A 19,417-nucleotide genomic window follows, 5' to 3' on the forward strand; every position below is an offset into this window, starting at 1 on the left:
CTCCTTAAGAACGCTTACTTAACTTCGCCCAAGGTATACGATTTGATTGCACGAGTGTGCGACAGTTCCATCAAATTCATATGCCCCAGTTTATTCAAAGCATATAGTTGCGCAAACAAAAGTGTAAGTGTCGCTAGTGCATCGTCTAGAGCATTATGAAGAGGTGTTGACGCTAGTTCATAGTGCTCTCGAGAGCTCCCTAAGGTAACACCGCCGCTTGGCACAAATCCTTGGGTCTTCTCGCAAGCATATACCTCAAGAAGCATAGTGTCGATAGTGGTGATAGTGCATGGCTTGAGGTCAAGTAAGCGCCACAGTTTATCAAGCACCCGCATATCGAGTGCTGCATTGTGCAACACCCATGCATGGCTTTGCACATAGCCCCTTAAGTCTTCTAGCATTTCTCGAATATGACAGCCGCCTGCAATATCTTTTGCAGTTAATCCATGAATAACTGGACTTTGTTTTAAATCCCCACTTGCTCGTATCACGTTATATTGCGCACTGCTCAAATCCACCTCAAAATTTTTCCCCATTACCCAGCCAATAGACGTAACTTTGGCAACCGAGGTATCCAAATCAGTCAATTCTAAATCTACTGACAATAAAGGTAGCTCGGGGTAGCGCACATGCTTAAATTGCTCCGCAATGGGGTGTTGCCCCAAAAGCACCTTTTTCGCAAATTCGAGCGCTGAGTGAAGCATTTAACCAATGCCCCCTGAAAACTTAAGCACAGCCGCTTGTTGTGAGCGGTGGATGGCTTGAAAAGCTGCTTTAAGCTGATGCTTTTCAATGGAAGACAAATCGCTGACTCGCACTAAATTATCTTGCACGTCATTATTCAACTGATGACGCCAGCGCAGTCGATTCAAAAACAGCCAAATATCGATAAGGTTTTTACGGTCTTTATCCGAGAGGCCAGATTCCATTGTCAGATTCTTAAGCCTTGCAACGGTTCCCGGCACAGTGATACCCACACTCAAGGCATAAAGCCTAACCAGATTATTGATAATCGCCACTGCGGAGGTTTTAAGGTCAATGCTGTCTTTGTATTGTGCTTTTTTTACATAAACGAACTTTTGAAACATAGAAAGGGGCACACTCGTTTCATTGCTGCTTCGCGCTAGCGCAGCCAGAAACATGGCTTGTTTCAGCAGAGGCTTGCGTCTTTTTTGAAGCTCATCAAATAAACTGGTATCTCCGGCGGCCGCTCTTGCATCTAAAAATATATTGAACTCCAAAATCGCCTGCCCAGTAGGACTTTTCACCCACCTCTGGGCTTCTTCAACCGCGGCATCGAGCGACAGTCGTAGCTTGGGGTTACTCGCCATAATGTTACCATCGCACAGCTTTATTCCGCATTTACCTAAGCCTTGGCAAACATATTCAGCCATCGCTTCAAAATAGTCGGCCTCCTCTTGATTGGGATCTCTTTCGAGCAAGAGCGCATTGTCTTGATCGGAACCCATTGTTTGGTCCTCACGCGCTTGGGAACCATATACCAACCAGCAATACGCCATAGGCGCATGGCCATTGTCTTGTTGAAAGAAGGTGATCAATTTGCGTGTCATGATGTCGGTGGCTTGGGATAAAACCTTGCCAGCTATGTCAAAGTCTCCGGCCCGCTTAGCAGACGACGCCAGATACTGGGGAATTTGCCATGCCTTTGAAACTAATTGGTCTAAATCTGATGATTTAGAAAGGTCGCTAATGACAAACAGCACGTTGGTTCGCTGTTGCTTGGACACGTCGGTATTACTCACCATGCCCACCGCTAGATTGGTCGCAGCGTCAAGCACAGGAAGGTGATTTATGCCGTATTGCGACATCGCGCCTATTGCGTCAAAAATAGTCTTGTTTTTGGTCAAATAGGCTGGGTTTTCCGTCATGATTTGCTTTATGGGAAGCTCGATACTAAGACCCGGCGCAATTACGCGATTACGTAGGTCTTTGTCAGTCACTATGCCAATGAGCGCATCATTATCCATAATCAACAGTGAGGAAACTCGATGTTCGCTCATCAGCTTTGCGGCTGATTGGATAGATTCATTCGGGCTGATGCTGATTGGCGCTTTGCTAATTACTTCATGCAGTGGCTTGTGCAACCACATGGAATTTGAGTCATCCACAGCTGTATTTTGCAAACATTCATCTTTGGACGCTGTAAAAAATTGAGCAAATACTGGATTTTCCATACAGGCAAAAAACGCATTTTTTGGAATACACAACACAAGCCCCGGGCTATCAACAATGACAGTAATGTCATAATCCACCTTGTCGATAAGGCGCGCATAGCCAAAGTAATCGCCGTCACTTAAGTGCTTAATTGGCCCAGTACAATCGGTCACTGCAAACTGCCCGCTCTGAATCACAAAAAGACTATCTTTGTGACGAGCAATCAACTCTTGCTGATTCTCAGCAGCCAAGTAAATCAGCTGACTGTTTTTCGCAATCTCAGTTTGAACCTCAACATCCAACTGATCAAAAGGCCCCTCTTGCTGCAAAAACTCGATTATTTGTTGTGCAGTCGCACTCATTATATTTCCCTTCGCATGATTGATGATTTTGCGGGTGATTTAGCAACAGGGTATGGAAAGGGAGAGGCACGCCCTGACAAAACCGCTTTGCGTCGTCCTGACCGCTTCACCAAAGCCGTCCTTGGCTTTGGAGATTTTGTCAGGGCGTGCCTCTCCCTTTCCATACCCTGTTGCTAAATCAGGTAGACATCGCTTTTGATTCAACCACAAAAACATCACTTTTCAAATACAGGGGGCTTTTCTGCGCAGGAGGGCTATCACAATTTCAAAGTCTCCAAAGCCAAGGACGGCTTTGGTGAGGCGGTCAGGGATGACGCAGAGCGACTTTGAAATTGTGATAGCCCTCCTGCGCAGAAAAGCCCCCTGTATTTGAAAACACTTAAAACATCCTCTGAATTAAAAAATAAGCCCAGCGAGTCGCTGGGCTTATTAACAGTTCCTAGTAGTTAGCCTTTCAAGAAATTAGTGAGCGGAAGCTTCGCCCGCTCCTTTGGGGAAGCGGATGCTTTCTACTAAATCTTGAATTTCTTTTGGTGCTTCATCAGTCATTTTGAATACCACAAAGGCGACTGCGAAATTCACTAGCATTCCTACCGTACCTATGCCTTCTGGAGAGATACCAAAGAACCAGTTCTCAGGCGTATTCATTTCAGGATTTACAAACTTAAAGTAGATGATGTAAGCCATAGTAAATACAATACCGCTGATCATGCCCGAAACTGCCCCTTTGTTGTTCATACGCTTGGAGAATATACCCATAATGATGACTGGGAAGAAGCTTGATGCGGCTAGTCCAAAGGCAAACGCGACCACTGCTGCGACATACCCTGGTGGGTGCACCCCAAAGTATCCGGCAATACAAATCGCGACTGCTGCTGCAATTCGTGCACTTAAGAGCTCCCCCTTATCGCTAATGTCAGGCGCAAAGGTTTTCTTCAACAAATCGTGCGAAACCGAGGTTGATATCACCAACAACAGGCCTGCGGATGTCGACAGCGCAGCCGCTACCCCTCCGGCTGCCACCAACGCAATCACCCACGCGGGTAAGCCAGCAATCTCAGGATTCGCAAGCACCATTATGTCACGGTCAATCTTCATCTCGTTACGCTCATCGCCCGAGTAGAACATTTTGCCGTCGCCATTTTTATCTTCATGCGAAATTAAGCCAGTTTCCTTCCAGGTTTTAATCCATCCTGGTGTTTCACTTAGCGGCGTGCCGGTTTGTTCAACACCATTGATAGTTTCAATCATATTGACACGCGCAAATGCAGCTAAGGCAGGCGCTGTGGTATACAGCAAGGCAATAAACGCCAATGCCCAACCAGCACTTTTACGAGCATCGGCAACCTTAGGCACAGTAAAGAATCGCACGATAACGTGAGGTAAGCCCGCAGTACCCACCATCAACGCAAAGGTAATAGCAAAAACGTCAATCATGCTCTTAGAACCAGAGGTGTATTCATTAAAGCCTAACGAGGTGGAAAGTCCATCTAGCTTATCCAGTAGATGAACACCAGAGCCATCCGCCAAGGTCGCACCAAAACCTGTCATAGGTAAAATGTGACCTGTAACCATCATTGAGATAAACACAGCAGGAACAAGATAAGCGAAAATCAATACGCAAAATTGTGCAACTTGGGTATACGTAATTCCTTTCATGCCGCCAAGTACGGTGTAGAAGAAAACGATACCCATACCGATAATTACGCCGGTAGTAATGTCAACTTCCAAGAAGCGGGAGAATACCACGCCAACACCACGCATCTGGCCGATAACGTACGTGAAGCATACGATGATGGCACAAATTACCGCAACTGTGCGAGCGGTTTGTGAGTAGTAACGATCGCCGATAAAGTCTGGCACGGTGAACTTACCAAACTTACGTAAGTAAGGTGCTAAACAAAGCGCCAGTAGCACGTAACCGCCAGTCCAGCCCATTAGATAAACCGCACCGTCATATCCCATAAAGGAGATTAGCCCCGCCATGGAGATAAACGACGCGGCTGACATCCAATCCGCTGCCGTTGCCATACCGTTTAATACAGGGGGAACACCGCCGCCTGCTACGTAGAAGTCTGTAGTAGAGCCAGCTCTGGCCCAGATTGCAATACCGATGTAGAGAAGAAAAGACGCCCCTACGATCAAAAATGTAAGTACTTGAACGCTCATGATTACTCCTCGTGTACGCCGTATTTTTTATCCAAGTCGTTCATAAGCTTCATGTAAATGAAGATTAACGCGACGAATACATAAATTGCCCCTTGTTGAGCAAACCAAAAGCCTAATTTAAATCCAAAGAATTGAATTTGATTAAGTTGCTCTACAAATAAAATGCCGGCGCCAAAAGAGACGGCGAACCACACTGCTAAAAGCTTAAACAGGATTGAGAGATTCTCTTTCCAGTAGGCTTTTTGATCGTTTTCGTTTTTAAAACTCATCTTTAAGTCCTCTACTAGGTGAAGTTTGTGTGTTGCTATTTACAAATTAGTAACTAGAGATTTTTCAGAAAATGGGGTTTGTCTAAACCTTGCTACAAACCCCTTCCAACTCGCCTGTAAAACCTATATTTACTAGCTTGCTAAACACTCTAGTTTTCTTAATAAGCAGGTGAAATGAGACCTTGGTCTTAAGGTGTTAGTAGTAGATTGTTCTGTGGTAAAGTGGCATTTGTTAAAAGCTTGTATAGGAATTTACATGTCGATCGGTTGGCTCACGCTGGCTCTAGCGTATTTGTTCATCCTTTTTTGGATAGCAAAATGGGGCGATAAGAACTCTCCTACCGCACGTTGGCTTACATCTCATCCTTTAGTCTACTGTCTCGCTTTAGGCATCTATTGTACCGCTTGGACCTTTTTTGGAGCAGTGGGGCAATCTAGCAACGAACAATGGATGTATTTGCCCATTCTGTTGGGACCAATCATTGTGTATGTGGTTTTTAATTCCTTTATTTATAAACTCACACACGTTAGCAAAAAACAGCGTATCAGCACTATTGCAGACTTTATTAGTTCACGATACGGCAAGCGCCAAGTGGTTGCACTTTTGGTCACCATTATTGCCTTACTCGCGACTATCCCCTACATCGCTTTACAGCTAAAGGCGATTGGCACCACCTTTCAAATGACGACAAATCAAGAAGATAGTCAGCTGATTATTATTATTGCGAGCCTGTTTATTGCTTTGTTTGCAATGCATTTCGGTACGCGCAATACTGACGTCACGCAATATCGCCGTGGGTTGATGCTGGCAGTTGCATTCGAGTCGTGTATCAAATTACTTGCATTAGGGTTAGTGGCCTTTGTGGGCTATCAGTATTGGCAGGCACAAAGCACAAACATAGACGCTGGCATTTTAAACGCATATACCGACTCCAAGGCCTTGTCAGCTTTTGGTTCTTTCAATTTTTGGGCGCAAACGCTTATCGCCGCTGCGGCTGTGATCTGTTTGCCTCGGCAGTTTCACATTGCCGTCATAGATAACCTACATCTTGAACACATTCGCAAGGCAAGATGGTTTTTTTCAGCTTACTTACTGCTGATAGCCTTAACCATTCCGCTCATCGCCACCGCTGGAAATGCAATATTTGCCGAAAACGGAATCAATGGTCGTCCTATTGCTGGGGATGAATATGTAATGGGGATCGCCCTTTTTTCTGACTCAATTCTTTTGCAGATGATTGTGTTTATAGGCGGGCTATCGGCAGCAACTGCCATGATCATCGTCGCAACGTTAACCCTAAGTACCATGATAACTAACGATGTAATTTTGCCCAAACTCATGGATAGGGGGATTACTCAAGGCTTGGATAAGGTTAGGCGAATCAAGTTAATACGTCGCGTCGTTATTTTCTTTATCCTGCTCTTAGCATTTGCTTATCAGCAGCAAATGGCGCATCAAGCGCCGCTGGCCTCTATTGGTTTGCTGGCTTTTTCATTGGTCATTCAACTCTTACCCGCTATTGTAGGAGGCTTATACTGGCAAAGAGCGCATGCTCACGGCGTGTACGCAGGATTACTAGCAGGCTTTAGTGTTTGGTTGATGTTTTTAGTGATTCCGCTCTTGGAGCCACAACTTGGTAGCTATCAAAACGATATTTTAAGCCAAGGAGCCATTGTAAGCTTGCTTGCAAACATTTTTGCCTACGTGGGTTTTTCACTCATTTCCAAACCTCGACTCATCGACCGAATTCAAGCAAAAGCCTTCGTTTCTCCTTTTACTTACAATAGCAATTTAAAATCTGATACCACCTTTGAGGTCACAGTCGCTGACTTAGAAACTCTGCTCGCGCGCTTCACAGGTGAGCAGCGAAGTAGACAGCTGTTTGATGAATACCAAAAACAGAACGAGCTCTATCTACGAAATGAGGATAAAGCCAGCGAACGCTTGCTCGAGTTTTGTGAACGCGCCTTAGGTGGCGTTATCGGTTCATCGAGTGCCAAAGCCCTTATCGACAGTGTCGTAAAGGGCAAGAAGCTTGATATTACCGAAGTAGTCGACTTTTTTGACGACACGACTCAGGCTATGCAGTTTAATATGAGCGCCCTTTTAACGTCTCTTGAAAACATTGATCAAGGAATTAGCGTAGTCGATAAAAACCTTAATCTGGTCGCTTGGAACAAACGTTATATTGACTTATTCTCCTATCCCGAGTCTTTGGTAAAAATTGGCGCTTCTATTGAGCCACTCATCCGTCATAACGTGCTAAGAGGTGACTGCGGTCCAGGTGAAGTCGATTTACAGGTACAAAAACGTTTAGAGCATCTAAGAAATGGCACGCCACATCGATTTACTCGTCAACGAGACGATGGCCACGTGATTGAAATGGTGGGTAATCCACTACCCGGCGGTGGTTTTGTTACTAGCTTTCACGATATTACAGGCCATGTTGAGATACAGCAGGCACTAAAAGAATCCAATATAGACCTTGCTGCGCGAGTAGAAAAGCGCACCGAAGAAGTTCACTCGATTAACGCAGAGCTTCGTCTGGAAATTGAGCGTCGCAATCAGCTAGAGAGTAAATTAATCAGAGCGCGCAAAGAGGCTGAAGACGCTAATGCCAGTAAAACGCGTTTTCTTGCATTGGCCAGTCACGATGTACTGCAACCCTTAAACGCTGCAAAGCTATACTTAACGATATTAGAAGAAGCCGATATTGATGAAGACTTAAAAAAAACCATCCGAAAATTGAGCGATTCGGTGGTATCAAGCGAAAGCCTCATCAGCACCATTTTAGATATTTCTCGTCTTGACCAAGGCGAGCTCAAACCCTTTATTGAAACGCTCAATGTACGCGAAATGCTGACGCCCATTATTAACGAGATGAGCATGAAGGCCAAAGAAAAGGGGCTAGCATTTCGCAGCCGAATTCAAGACTGCTTCATCAGTGCAGACAAAACCTATCTTTACCGAATTGTGCAGAACTTAGCCTCAAACGCCGTCAAATATACGCAAACGGGTAAAGTCTTGCTGACTGTCAGAGTGATCAAAGAGCGCGTTCGAATTGAGCTAAGAGACACCGGTATTGGTATTCCAGAGCTACAACAAGCCGCCATTTTTAGTGACTTTTATCGAGTGGAGCATACACAAGAACAGGGCATCGGCCTAGGCCTGGGAGTGGTAAAGCGCCTTACTAAACAACTTGATTGTCAAGTAAGAGTGAAGTCTGTTGAAGGTCATGGTTCGTGTTTTACAATCGAGTTTGGACAAGTTCCAGCACCTGAAGCTCCCAAAGTCATTCGCCCGCCGACCAAATCAGTTTTTAGTAAACTAAAAGTCTTATGTATCGATGATCAAAGAGAGAATTTAGAGGCAATGGACGCTTTGCTAAGCAAATGGGGTATCGAAGTTGCGACTGCTCAGAATTACGAAAAAGCGGTGGACACAGCCAGGTCCTTCGAGCCGCATATACTTTTAGTCGATTACCAACTTGGCCGCGGGCCAGACGGTTTAGAAATAATTGAAAAAATACGTCAACAGGGCAATACCATTTTGCCTGCCTGTCTGGTGACAGCGCAGCGCGGTGACGAGCTTATGAAGGCTTGCAGCGATAACGGGGTTAACTATTTGTCTAAGCCTCTCAAGCCAGCGAAGCTAAGAACCCTAATACAGAGTATGTCGAAGTTTATCAAGCATGTTGAGGTCAAGCAAAAACGCGCCTAGACCTCTTCTTTAGCGGGCGGCTCAAGCTGCAGCTCAGATGCAATCAGTACCGCTTGTGTGCGGTTGTTGATGCCAAGCTTACGAAATATTGCCGTTACATGTGCTTTTACAGTTGCCTCGGCAATATCAAGGTTGTATCCGATTTGTTTATTTAACAGACCGTCGCGCATGTAGCAAAGCACTTTGTATTGGGAAGGCGTTAAACTAGCCACATTTTCCGCCAACTCAGAAAAGGTCTCATCCACATCTTGAATTTGCTGGCGAACTTTTTCAGGCACCCAAACATCGCCATCAAGCATATTCGTTACTGCATCATTGATTTGATGAGCACTGGCTGTTTTGGGGATAAAACCCATCGCACCAAGGCCAACGATTTTGGAAATAAGGGCTGCGTCTTCAGTGCCAGATACCACCGCAATAGGAAGGTCAGAAAAGGTTTTTTGTATGTGTAAAAAACCAAATAAATCACTGCTTCCGGGCATATGCAAATCAAGAAGCAACAAATCCACCTCATTGGACTCAAGCGCCGCAACCGTCTGATTTAAGTCGGCCGACTCTAAAATATTTAGCTCGTGAGACGTCATATTTAATGCGCCTTTGAGGGCATCGCGATAAAGCGGATGATCATCCGCAATCAGTAGGGTCACCATGAGCCATTCCTTTTAAAGTGCTATATTAAGTGAAGAGATTGGTGCATTAACATTGCATACAAACATATACAATTACTTTGAGTTTAACAATATGTTTACAATTAGGGAAGTGCTTAGAGTTTGCCTATTTACTTGATAACACAGACATACAAAAAAGGAGGCGCACGCCCCCCCTTTTCAGTCCCAATAGCTAACCACTATCGGTTCAAGCGCTCATCGATAAGTGAATCAACAACCGATGGATCCGCTAGTGTCGACGTATCGCCAAGCTGCTCATACTCATTAGCAGCAATTTTACGCAGTATACGGCGCATAATTTTACCAGAGCGAGTTTTCGGTAAACCGCGTGTCCATTGAATTAAGTCAGGTGTCGCTATGGGGCTTAACTCTTTTCTAACCCACGCTCTGATTTCTTTGGTTAATTCATCGTTTGCCTCAACACCCTCAAGCGGAGTGATGTAAACGTAAATACCTTGACCTTTGATATCATGCGGGAAGCCAACCACTGCCGCCTCTGCTATGACTGAATGTGCAACCAGCGCAGATTCAATTTCAGCCGTGCCAAGCCTGTGACCTGACACATTAAGCACATCATCCACTCGGCCGGTGATCCAGTAATACCCGTCTTCGTCACGTCGCGCCCCGTCTCCCGTAAAATAGACATCAGGATAAGCGCTAAAATAGGTCTCAATAAAGCGTTTATGGTCACCGTATACTGTTCGCGCTTGAGACGGCCAGCTATCTTTTATGACTAAGTTACCTTCTGTCGCGCCTTCAAGCTCTGTGCCTTCTGCATCAAATAAAGCGGGTTGCACACCAAATAAGGGGCGCGTTGCGCTCCCAGGCTTAAGCGCAGTTGCACACGGTAGAGGCGCAATCATCATGCCCCCTGTTTCCGTTTGCCACCATGAATCAATAATCGGACAACGCCCTTGACCAATTACACGGTAATACCATTCCCAAGCTTCAGGGTTAATTGGTTCGCCCACAGAGCCTAAGATTCTCAAAGAGGATAAATCACAGCCCTCGACAGGTTTTTCACCGTGCGCCATTAATGATCTGATTGCGGTTGGTGCGGTGTAGAGGCTATTTACTTGATACTTTTCAACGATTTGCGCAATTCTACGAACATCTGGATAGGTGGGTACACCCTCGAAGAACACTTGGGTTGCGCCTACTGCAAGCGGTCCGTAGGTCATGTAGCTGTGACCTGTGATCCAGCCTACATCTGCGGTACACCAATAAACATCATCATCCTTATAATCAAAGGCATACTTAAAGGTCATTGATGTATACAGCAAGTAGCCGCCCGTGGTGTGCACCACTCCTTTAGGTTGACCGGTTGAACCCGAAGTATACAGAATGAATAGTGGGTCTTCGGCATTCATCACCTCAGGTTCGCACTGCGCTGAGCAATCATCAATAAGCTCATGCCACCATACGTCCACCTTGCTATCAAATGCGATATCACCACCGGTGAGTTTATGCGTCACAACTGCCGTAACTGAGGGGCATGCGCCATTGGCAATGGCCTCATCCACATTCGCTTTTAGCGGCACGCTTCGACCTGCGCGGCGGCCTTGATCCGCGGTAATCACAACCTTGGCATCACTGTTATTTATGCGATCGGCAATTGCATTGGGAGAAAAACCACCAAAGATAACAGAATGCACCGCGCCTATGCGAGCACAGGCCAACATCGCATACGCCGCATGGGGAATCATAGGCATATAAATTGCGACCCTATCTCCTTTTTTAACGCCAAGCTTCTTTAAACCATTGGCTAACTTGCATACTTCATAGTGAAGCTGCTGGTAAGTCACTTTTTCAGAATCCTCTGGAGAATCCCCTTCCCATAAAATGGCGGTTTTCTTTGCGTTTTTCTCTAGGTGCCTGTCAATGCAGTTGTAGCTGGCGTTAAGCTCACCATCCTCAAACCATTTGATATCGCAATCGGACTGACTAAAACTCGTGTTTTTAATAATCGTAGGCGTTTTGTACCAGTCTAGCTCGCCGAGCTGGTCACGCCAAAATGCTTCTGGATCAGCAACCGACGCGTCATACATGGCTTGATATGCTTCGTTGCTACAGTGTGGATTTTGTAACAGTGACTCTGGCACTGGATATGTTTTGGCACTCATTGGTTCTGCCTCCGTGAAATGCTGTTTCACCCAATATTGGGTTTTGAATCTTATTAATTGCACGAACAACAATAAACCTCTTAGTAAAAACAAAAATGCTACTTTGGTATTAACGCGCCATTAACATAGGGCAAGTAAAACAAAAACCTGATTTAGCTCAAACTAATCCCCTGTATTTGCTGGGAAAATACAACCATAGTCTCATAGACCATGCGCTAATTTTAAAGCCGCCACATTTACATAAAAATGTATCCCACTTAACTATTTCTTAACAGGCTTGTTACCAAGTGAGCCAAAAGACAAACACTCAACGACGAGAATGGGATACACCTATGATGATGACAAAGACAAAAACTGCTGGAGCAATTGCGTTAAGCCTAGGTTTAGGGCTTGCAAGTGCAGCTAGCCACGCTGCGACCATTGGTGATACGACGGTCAAATTTTCAGGTTATATTAAGGCGGACGCTATCGCGAGTAATTACTCCGATGGTACGCTGCCCACTAAGAATATTGGTCGCGACTTTTATGTGCCCAGCCTCACACCAGTAGGCGGCGTAGATGAAGGTACGCAATTTGACTCACATATTCGTCAGTCTCGTTTCCGATTTACCACTACCACTCCTACAGAAGAAGGTGACACCATTATTGGCGTACTGGAGTTTGACATGATGGTCACACCTGCCGGTGATGATAGGATCAGCAACTCCTTTACACCACGCATTCGCCACGCCTTTGTAAAATACAAAAACTGGACGGTAGGACAAACTTGGTCAACGTTCATGGATGTGCGAGTGCTGCCTGAGACATTAGATTTTATCGGAACCACTGATGGAACAATATTCGACCGTCAGCCCCTCGTTCGTTATCAATCTGGTGCATGGGAGTTTGCTTTGGAAAACCCAGAAACCACCGTCACGCCTGGACCAAACGGCGGCCGGATCATCGCAGATGACAACCCACTACCTGATGCAGTGGTTCGCTACACACATTCTGCCGACTGGGGTCACTTTGCCGTTGCAGCCCAAGCTCGCCAATTGTCTTATGATGACGGCGCAGCAATTGATAGCACAGAAGCCGCTTACGGGATAAGTTTGACCAGTAAAATTAAGCTTGGAAAACACAATGATATTCGCATCGCGTTTAACACTGGATCTGGCTTAGGTCGCTACATTGCACTTAATGCGGCAAACGGTGCTGTTGTTAATTTGGATACCAATGAAATTGAAGCAATTGATTCAATGGGCTACAGCATTGCATACAGACATGTGTGGAACAAGAAAATGCGCAGTAATTTTACCTACTCTGCGTTTGATGCCGACATAGATACCAACCTTTTAAGTGCAGCTTCCACTGAAACCACCTACAGCGTCAGGGCTAACCTGATTTATCAACCCACCGCAAAGATATCCGTGGGTGGGGAATATGCTTTTGCCAAACGTGAATTAGCCAATGGCAATGATGGCGATATGAACCGTCTTCAGGTTTCTTTAAAATACGCGTTTTAATCAACGCGCCTCTTCCAACCTTTAGCTGGCTTACGCCAGCTTTTTTTTGCTTCAACGAGCAAGAACACTTTAACGCATAATAAAAATGGCAGATAAGGGGATTAAAAAAAACACGCCGACAATGTATGCAAGTCCATAGGCTTTTTGTTCCGCTACTTTCAATGAAAGTTGATACGACAAATTAGGCGGCCACTCGCGCAAAAATGCAAGTCCATAGATAAGTGCGACTGCAAGTATGTTATAGCAAAAATGTACAAAAGCGATTTGTAGCGCCAAACCTGCGTTTGGTCCACTAATGGAGAGAGCAGCAATAATAGCAGTAATACACGTCCCCACATTTGCACCTAAAGTGAAAGGGTAAATTGAACGAGCAGTGACAATACCGTTGCCAACTAAGGGCACGATTAAAGACGTTGTCGTTGAGCTTGATTGAACCAAAACCGTGACTACCGTGCCAGATGCAATACCTGATACCGACCGGCCACCTAAACTCTTTTCTAAAATTTGACGCGCGCGCCCTACCATTAAAGATTTCATTATTTTACCCATCCATGTGATAGATAGAATAATCAGGGCGAGACCAATCGTGACCCTAGCAATGCCATCGTACACTTGCGGTAAGGTTGATGTCATTATCTTCACGCCGTCAACAAGCGGACCAGTCACTAATTTAACCGGATTTATAAAGCCCACATCTGTAGCACTTGAGAGCGTGAATAAAGACACAAGCGCCGCACTTAACGATTCCAACAATCCGAACATGATCTCAAGAGGCAAAAATATCATCACGGCAAAGATATTGAAAAAATCATGGACGGTGGCGGCATTAAATGCACGCTGAAACTCTTGTTTATCGCCAATATGGCCTAAACTCACAATGGTGTTGGTAATGCTCGTGCCTATGTTCGCACCCATCATCATCGGTATCGCAATATGGATGGGTAGGCCACCTGCCACCATTGCAACAATAATGGATGAAACGGTGCTTGAAGACTGAATGAGCGAGGTGGCAACCATGCCGATAATTAAGCCCATAAATGGATTGGAGGCAAATTCAAACAAGGTACGCGCATGTTCTTCAGTCGCGGCCTTAAATCCACCGCCAATCAAACTGACTGCGGTAAGCATCGCAAAGATAAGTACTACTAAAAGTGACCATCGAAGTGACTTAGGCCACGCTTGCAATGCGCTTGCATCAGGCAAAGGCTGAGACATAAAATTTCCTGTAAAAACCGACGCTATTATCCAGTGGCATTGATACACTTAAAATGTGTCAGTTTTATTAAAATAAACACGCTATAAAGGAGATCTTGGTTAAAACGCCGCAGGATATTGTTTGATAAGAGCATTTATTTCGTCGATACATACTTCGGATAAGCTAATGTCGAAGGCATCTATGTCTTCTTTTAGCTGCGCCATGGTCGTCGCGCCGATTATTGTAGAACAAACGCCATCAACTTGGTCACACCAGGCTAAAGCAAGTTGACTAGGTGTCATGTCGTGCTTTTGTGCAAGATCACAATAGGCTTCAACCGCCATTTGCGATTGTTCGGTGTCTCTGAACATGCCGTTTCGCTGCACAAAAGTAAATCGGCTGCCTTTTGGTCGCTCGCCATTGCGATACTTACCCGATAGCAAACCACCCGCTAAAGGTGACCAAGGAAGGTAAGCTACCTCTTCAAATACGCAGCTTTCGATGAGATATGGCCAGTCCTTTAGGTGCAGAAGATTAAATTCGTTTTGAATCGATACCGGTCGAGGGATACTCATTTCATCACACAAACGAAGGTAGGTGTGTATGCCCCAAGGTGTGTCGTCTGAAAGCGCCCAATGCTTTATTTTGCCAGACTCAATTGCAGCGCCAAGCGCCGTCAGTATGCCACGCTTGCGCTTGACCTCTTCTGTCGTATTGGTTTTAGTCGGCTTAATTACATTCGGCCAATGACGCCCGAAGTGAGAGGTAGAGCGGTTGGGCCAGTGAAGCTGGTAAACATCGATATAATCCATTTTTAAACGCTCAAGAGAGGCGTCAATCGCATGCGCAATGCTTTGTTCAGAGATAAACGCCCCACCGCGAATATAGGCAAGTGATGGGCCTGCAATTTTGGAGGCGATGACCAAGTCTTCTCGTTTGTATGAACTGCGACTAAACCAATCCCCGATGATTCTTTCTGTATCTCCGTAGGTTTTATCATTGGGTGGAATAGGATACATCTCAGCCGTATCAATAAAATTTATACCACGAGAAAGCGCATACTCAATTTGTTCATCAGCGTCCTGTTGGGTATTTTGGATTCCCCAAGTCATGCTGCCAAGACACACGCGCGATACATTCAAGCCCGAACGGCCTAATGATGAGAACTGCATTAATTACTCCAGACAAAATGTAGAATTTTGGTAATGTCTTTACGCTAATGAATGAGAAAAAGTGCGAAACTTTATGTCATACATAATAAGGTCGGTGTACGTCAACCTACAGCAATCACTCAAGGTTAGTAAACTTAGTTATCTGGCCAGAACCGACTAAACCCCTTATCCCAATAAGCTTTTGATATGCGACACGACACTTCGTCCCAGTGCACTAAGCGCATAACCACCCTCAAGCATGGAAACGATTTTCCCTTCACAATGCTTATCGGCAATGCGCTTAATTTGCTCTGTTACCCATTGGTAATCAGCTTCAACTAAACGCAAGTGTCCTAGTTCGTCTTCTGCATGCGCATCAAAACCGGCTGAGATAAAAATCAGCTGAGGGGCGAATTCGTCTAATGCTTGCCACCAGTGATTCACCATTTCCCGATATTTTGGACCCTGAGTCCCAGCGGGAATTGGAACGTTAATAATGCCCGAGCGTGTCGGGCCATCGCCTGAAAAGGGATAAAAGGGATGTTGAAATGACGAGCAAAACATTACTCGATCGTCGTCTTGAAATATATCCTCGGTACCGTTGCCATGGTGCACATCAAAATCAATTATTGCGACTCGCTCAAAACCACGATGCTCCAGTGCGTGCAAAGCAGCAATTGCGATATTGTTAAACAAACAAAAACCGGATGAGCTGGCATGCCCAGCATGGTGACCGGGCGGCCGCACAAGACAAAACGCACTTTGTGTTTCATTTGCGACTACCATGTCTACAGCCATGATACCCGAGCCTGCTCCCATCAACGCTGCATTTAAGGTGTGCTGCATCATGATGGTGTCATCATCTATCCAAACTCGGTCCTCTGGCTCACAAGGCGCTTTATCAAAAATGTTCTGAACAAAATCTTTATCATGCGCATCTAACAGCTGGTCAAAATGCGCAGGTTTTGCATCACTAAAGCGCACCACCAGTTCTAAACCGGAAGACATGATTTGGTCATTAATGACATGCATGCGCGATGGGTGCTCAGGATGGTCCGGGTCCATATTATGTAACGCACAGCTGGGGCTGCCAATTATGGTGATCATGATGACTCCTTTAAATGGCGAATCAGCTCTATTTCGCCCGGATCTGGATTGAACACGCGCTTGAACTCATAGTGTTCAAACACAGAAATCATCGGCTTGTTTTCAGATTTCACAATGGCGAACATTTTTGTCAACCCTCTGGCTTGCGCTATTTCAATCATCTGCTTGAGCAGTATTTTTGCCATGCCCTTGCCTTGATGGTTTTCACGGGTAACAAAGGCGACTTCACAAATATTCTCCTCAGGATATAGATAGTATCGCCCAACTGCTTCAATAATCGCTTTTGAGCCCTCTTGCTTTACGATGGTTAGGGCAATATCTTTACTTTGATCAACGCTCACCAAATCACAGGATTTTTCACGGGTCATGCCTTGAGGAATATAGTTGTAACGCAATCGAACGGTCTCTTTAGTGTGCGAATAAAAGAACTCTTGCAAGCGCCGCTCATCCGACGGATTTAAAGGGCGTAAGTAAAATGTTTCTCCCTTAATGGGCAAGCGTATTATTTGCACATCACCCAGCTCAGGAATATCAGTCGGGGACTGTTTTTGATAGTCCGGCACCCAAACATGCTTTCGGATGGTGCTGAGCAGGTCGTCTCTAAACTTAGGATGAGCAACACGAATAAGTTCAAGCGCGCGTTCACGTATGCTCTTTCCTTTGAGGCTGGCAATGCCAAACTCGGTTACCACATAGTGTACGTTGCCTCTTGAGGTAACTACGCCAGCACCTTGGCTCATATTGGCTACAATGCGCGAGATAGTGCCGCCTTTTGCAGTAGAAGGCATGGCAATAATGGGTTTTCCTCGTTTACTTTTGGATGAACCCGATACAAAATCAACTTGCCCACCGATGCCGCTATAAAACTGATGACCGATAGAGTCCGCAACAACTTGCCCGCTCAAATCCACTTCCAAGGCACTGTTAATTGACACCATCATGTCATTTTTTGCGATATTGGCTGGTTTATTTACGTAAGAGCTAGGATAAAACTCTACATGAGGGTTGTTATGTATAAACTGATACAGGCGCTTAGAGCCTATACAAAAACTGGTGACCGTCTTGCCCGGATGAAAGGTCTTTTTACGATTGTTGATAACGCCTCTTTGCATAAGCTCCATGACACCATCACTAATCATTTCAGAGTGCACGCCTAAGTTTTTGTGTGTATGCAAGTAATGTGTCACAGCATCAGGCACCTTCCCGATGCCAAGCTGAAGCGTTGCGCCATCTTCAACCAGCATAGCAACGTATTGTCCGATACGTTCAGTCACGCCGTGAGAGTCTGCATGTTGAGGGGCTGTGGCAAGTTCTGGAATAGGCTGAGTGTGCTCAATACACGCGCTAAACTCACTTATATGCAAAAATGAATGCCCAGCCGTGCGTGGCATGTCTGGGTTAATTTGCGCAATGATATGTTTAGCACTTCGCGCTGCCGACATGACAATATCAACGGAAACGCCTAAGGAACAATACCCTAATTCATCAGGTGGAGACACCATAATAAGTGCGGCATCTAGTGGTAGCGTTTCATCGCTGAATAAGCCAGAAATCTCTGATAAGAAGCACGGTGTGTAATCGGCTCGCCCCTCTTCAACCGCCTTCCTTACCGTATCGCCATGAATAAAGAAGGTATTTACTTTAAATCGATGTTTGTATTGAGGCTCAGCCCATTTATTATCCGACACGGTAACTATGTGGACTAATTCGAGATCTTTTATCTCTCGCGCATCATCAATTAAACTGTCAATGAGGGCATTGGGCACAGCCGCGTTTGACCCGATAAAAAGTCGGTTTCCCGATTGAATCAGACCTTCCCAATCTACTGCGTTATTAAATTGCGATTTTAAAGACTGCATGCTCGTAAAATGCTGTTAGAGAATAATCACAGACTACCAAGGCTTTGCAAGCAAAACATTGATCTAACGCTAAAGTCTTAAAGTCATTCATATTTAAATTGTCAGCATTTTATCGACAGTGAGAACGCGCTTAATAATCGTTTACTATTGCCGTTTTGACTTTAGTACTGCGTTAAATGTGAAGGCGGACAGGCTGATCTGCTGAGCAGAGTTAGAGACAAATCTTTAAATGCACCAATGCATAGGCGCTATTGGTGCATTACTTAAATGATTGTCACAACAAAAACAGTTAGCCCGTAAGATGCTTAGCTATCTGCAAAAATTTCAAACCGCTTCTTCATGCTTTACACGTGTAAATACGTCTTCATATGAGGCAAATACTGCACCAAAGAACGTAGGGAAGAACACCAAAAGACCAAGCAGAAGCGGCAGGGCAGAGACCACATATAAGAGTGCCATTATGAGTCCGAACACGATGAGCGAAAAGATGTTTTTCAACGCCCCCGAAAAGCTCGCTTTCATCGCTTCAATGACTGGCATATCTTGACTAACTATAAGCACTGGCGCGAACCATAGGGCCATGAGCAGCGGGATCATAATCACGAAGGCTAGCAGCATCGACATCCAATAGCTTGAAGACATCGCCATTTCAGGATCAATTTCTTGTCCAGTAAACGCACTAAAAGCAAGTGAGCCTACTAAAGCTCCCATTATCGCTAGAGACACCGCCATATAGATGAGCGTTAATACAAAAAGTGGTACAAATTTTTGCTTAAAACCAGCGAACAAATGGCTCAAGGAGAGGGCTTCACCGTTCCTAATAGCCTGACAACCGATCATTAAGCCGCCAAGCCATACATAGGAAGTGAGCATCACTGCAATAGACCCAACGATGGGCACAAACTGTGCGCCGATCATAATTACCGCGCCAACGATCAATATGATGATCCACTGCCACGGAGAGGCTTTGAATAACTCAAAACCTTCTTTAATCCAAGAAAACAGATTTGAGAATGGCCGGGACGTAGGCCCAATATATTCAGCAAGGTACTGGCCTGTCTGCTCTACTTGCAAGTCAGACTCCGGCGCTTGATAAGCGTTTTCATTTTCCAT

General features: G+C 45.2%; 13 protein-coding genes. 2 read left to right on the top strand and 11 right to left on the bottom strand.

What is annotated here, in order from left to right; all coding sequences use genetic code 11:
• Positions 1–14 precede the first annotated feature (14 nt).
• The 4 genes from PN836_RS08545 to PN836_RS08560 all read right to left on the bottom strand — a co-directional run bounded on the left by PN836_RS08545 (position 15) and on the right by PN836_RS08560 (position 4,975).
• On the bottom strand, positions 15–704 hold the full coding sequence (locus tag PN836_RS08545; RefSeq protein WP_395344822.1) for an exonuclease domain-containing protein: 690 nt from the start codon (positions 702–704) through the stop codon (positions 15–17).
• Positions 705–2,537 (bottom strand): DUF294 nucleotidyltransferase-like domain-containing protein, encoded by a 1,833-nt coding sequence (locus tag PN836_RS08550; protein WP_395344823.1) that lies wholly within the window; start codon positions 2,535–2,537, stop codon positions 705–707.
• Between the two features lie 462 nt (positions 2,538–2,999).
• Positions 3,000–4,706 carry a sodium:solute symporter family protein gene (locus PN836_RS08555; RefSeq protein WP_395344824.1) on the bottom strand — a complete coding sequence of 569 codons (1,707 nt, stop codon included), beginning with the start codon at positions 4,704–4,706 and terminating at the stop codon, positions 3,000–3,002.
• Positions 4,707–4,708: 2 nt separating this feature from the next.
• Positions 4,709–4,975 carry a DUF4212 domain-containing protein gene (locus PN836_RS08560; protein WP_395344825.1) on the bottom strand — a complete coding sequence of 89 codons (267 nt, stop codon included), beginning with the start codon at positions 4,973–4,975 and terminating at the stop codon, positions 4,709–4,711.
• 256 nt (positions 4,976–5,231) lie between these two features.
• On the opposite strand from PN836_RS08560, the gene PN836_RS08565 reads away from it, so the two are divergent.
• On the top strand, positions 5,232–8,696 hold the full coding sequence (locus PN836_RS08565; RefSeq protein WP_395344826.1) for a PAS domain-containing hybrid sensor histidine kinase/response regulator: 3,465 nt from the start codon (positions 5,232–5,234) through the stop codon (positions 8,694–8,696).
• On the opposite strand, the gene PN836_RS08570 is transcribed toward PN836_RS08565, so the two are convergent.
• Positions 8,693–9,346 (bottom strand): response regulator transcription factor, encoded by a 654-nt coding sequence (locus PN836_RS08570; RefSeq protein WP_395344827.1) that lies wholly within the window; start codon positions 9,344–9,346, stop codon positions 8,693–8,695. The two genes, PN836_RS08565 and PN836_RS08570, sit on opposite strands and share 4 nt — an antisense overlap.
• 197 nt (positions 9,347–9,543) lie before the next feature.
• Positions 9,544–11,487, bottom strand: coding sequence for an acetate--CoA ligase (gene acs, locus PN836_RS08575; protein ID WP_395344828.1), 1,944 nt, complete (start codon positions 11,485–11,487; stop codon positions 9,544–9,546).
• A 335-nt stretch (positions 11,488–11,822) separates the two neighbouring features.
• On the opposite strand from acs, the gene PN836_RS08580 reads away from it, so the two are divergent.
• Positions 11,823–12,992 (top strand): DcaP family trimeric outer membrane transporter, encoded by a 1,170-nt coding sequence (locus PN836_RS08580; protein WP_395345556.1) that lies wholly within the window; start codon positions 11,823–11,825, stop codon positions 12,990–12,992.
• A 69-nt stretch (positions 12,993–13,061) separates the two neighbouring features.
• Here the strand turns inward: PN836_RS08580 and PN836_RS08585 are convergent, their stop codons facing one another.
• From PN836_RS08585 to PN836_RS08605, 5 genes are all read right to left on the bottom strand, one after another.
• Entirely contained in the window at positions 13,062–14,207 is a 1,146-nt protein-coding gene (locus PN836_RS08585; RefSeq protein WP_395344829.1) for a Na/Pi symporter, read from the bottom strand.
• 99 nt (positions 14,208–14,306) lie between these two features.
• Positions 14,307–15,359 carry an aldo/keto reductase gene (locus PN836_RS08590; RefSeq protein ID WP_395344830.1) on the bottom strand — a complete coding sequence of 351 codons (1,053 nt, stop codon included), beginning with the start codon at positions 15,357–15,359 and terminating at the stop codon, positions 14,307–14,309.
• 165 nt (positions 15,360–15,524) lie between these two features.
• The gene (locus PN836_RS08595) at positions 15,525–16,448 is read right to left on the bottom strand and encodes a histone deacetylase family protein (protein WP_395345559.1); all 924 of its coding nucleotides are present in this window, start codon (positions 16,446–16,448) and stop codon (positions 15,525–15,527) included.
• Entirely contained in the window at positions 16,442–18,304 is a 1,863-nt protein-coding gene (locus PN836_RS08600) for a GNAT family N-acetyltransferase (protein WP_395344831.1), read from the bottom strand. The genes PN836_RS08595 and PN836_RS08600 overlap by 7 nt, the downstream gene beginning before the upstream one ends.
• A 324-nt stretch (positions 18,305–18,628) precedes the next feature.
• Positions 18,629–19,417: a BPSS1780 family membrane protein gene (locus tag PN836_RS08605; RefSeq protein ID WP_395344832.1), complete on the bottom strand. Its 789-nt coding sequence runs from the start codon at positions 19,415–19,417 to the stop codon at positions 18,629–18,631.

The sequence above is a fragment of the Ningiella algicola genome, assembly GCF_028401415.2.
Classification (GTDB): Bacteria; Pseudomonadota; Gammaproteobacteria; order Enterobacterales; family Alteromonadaceae; genus Glaciecola.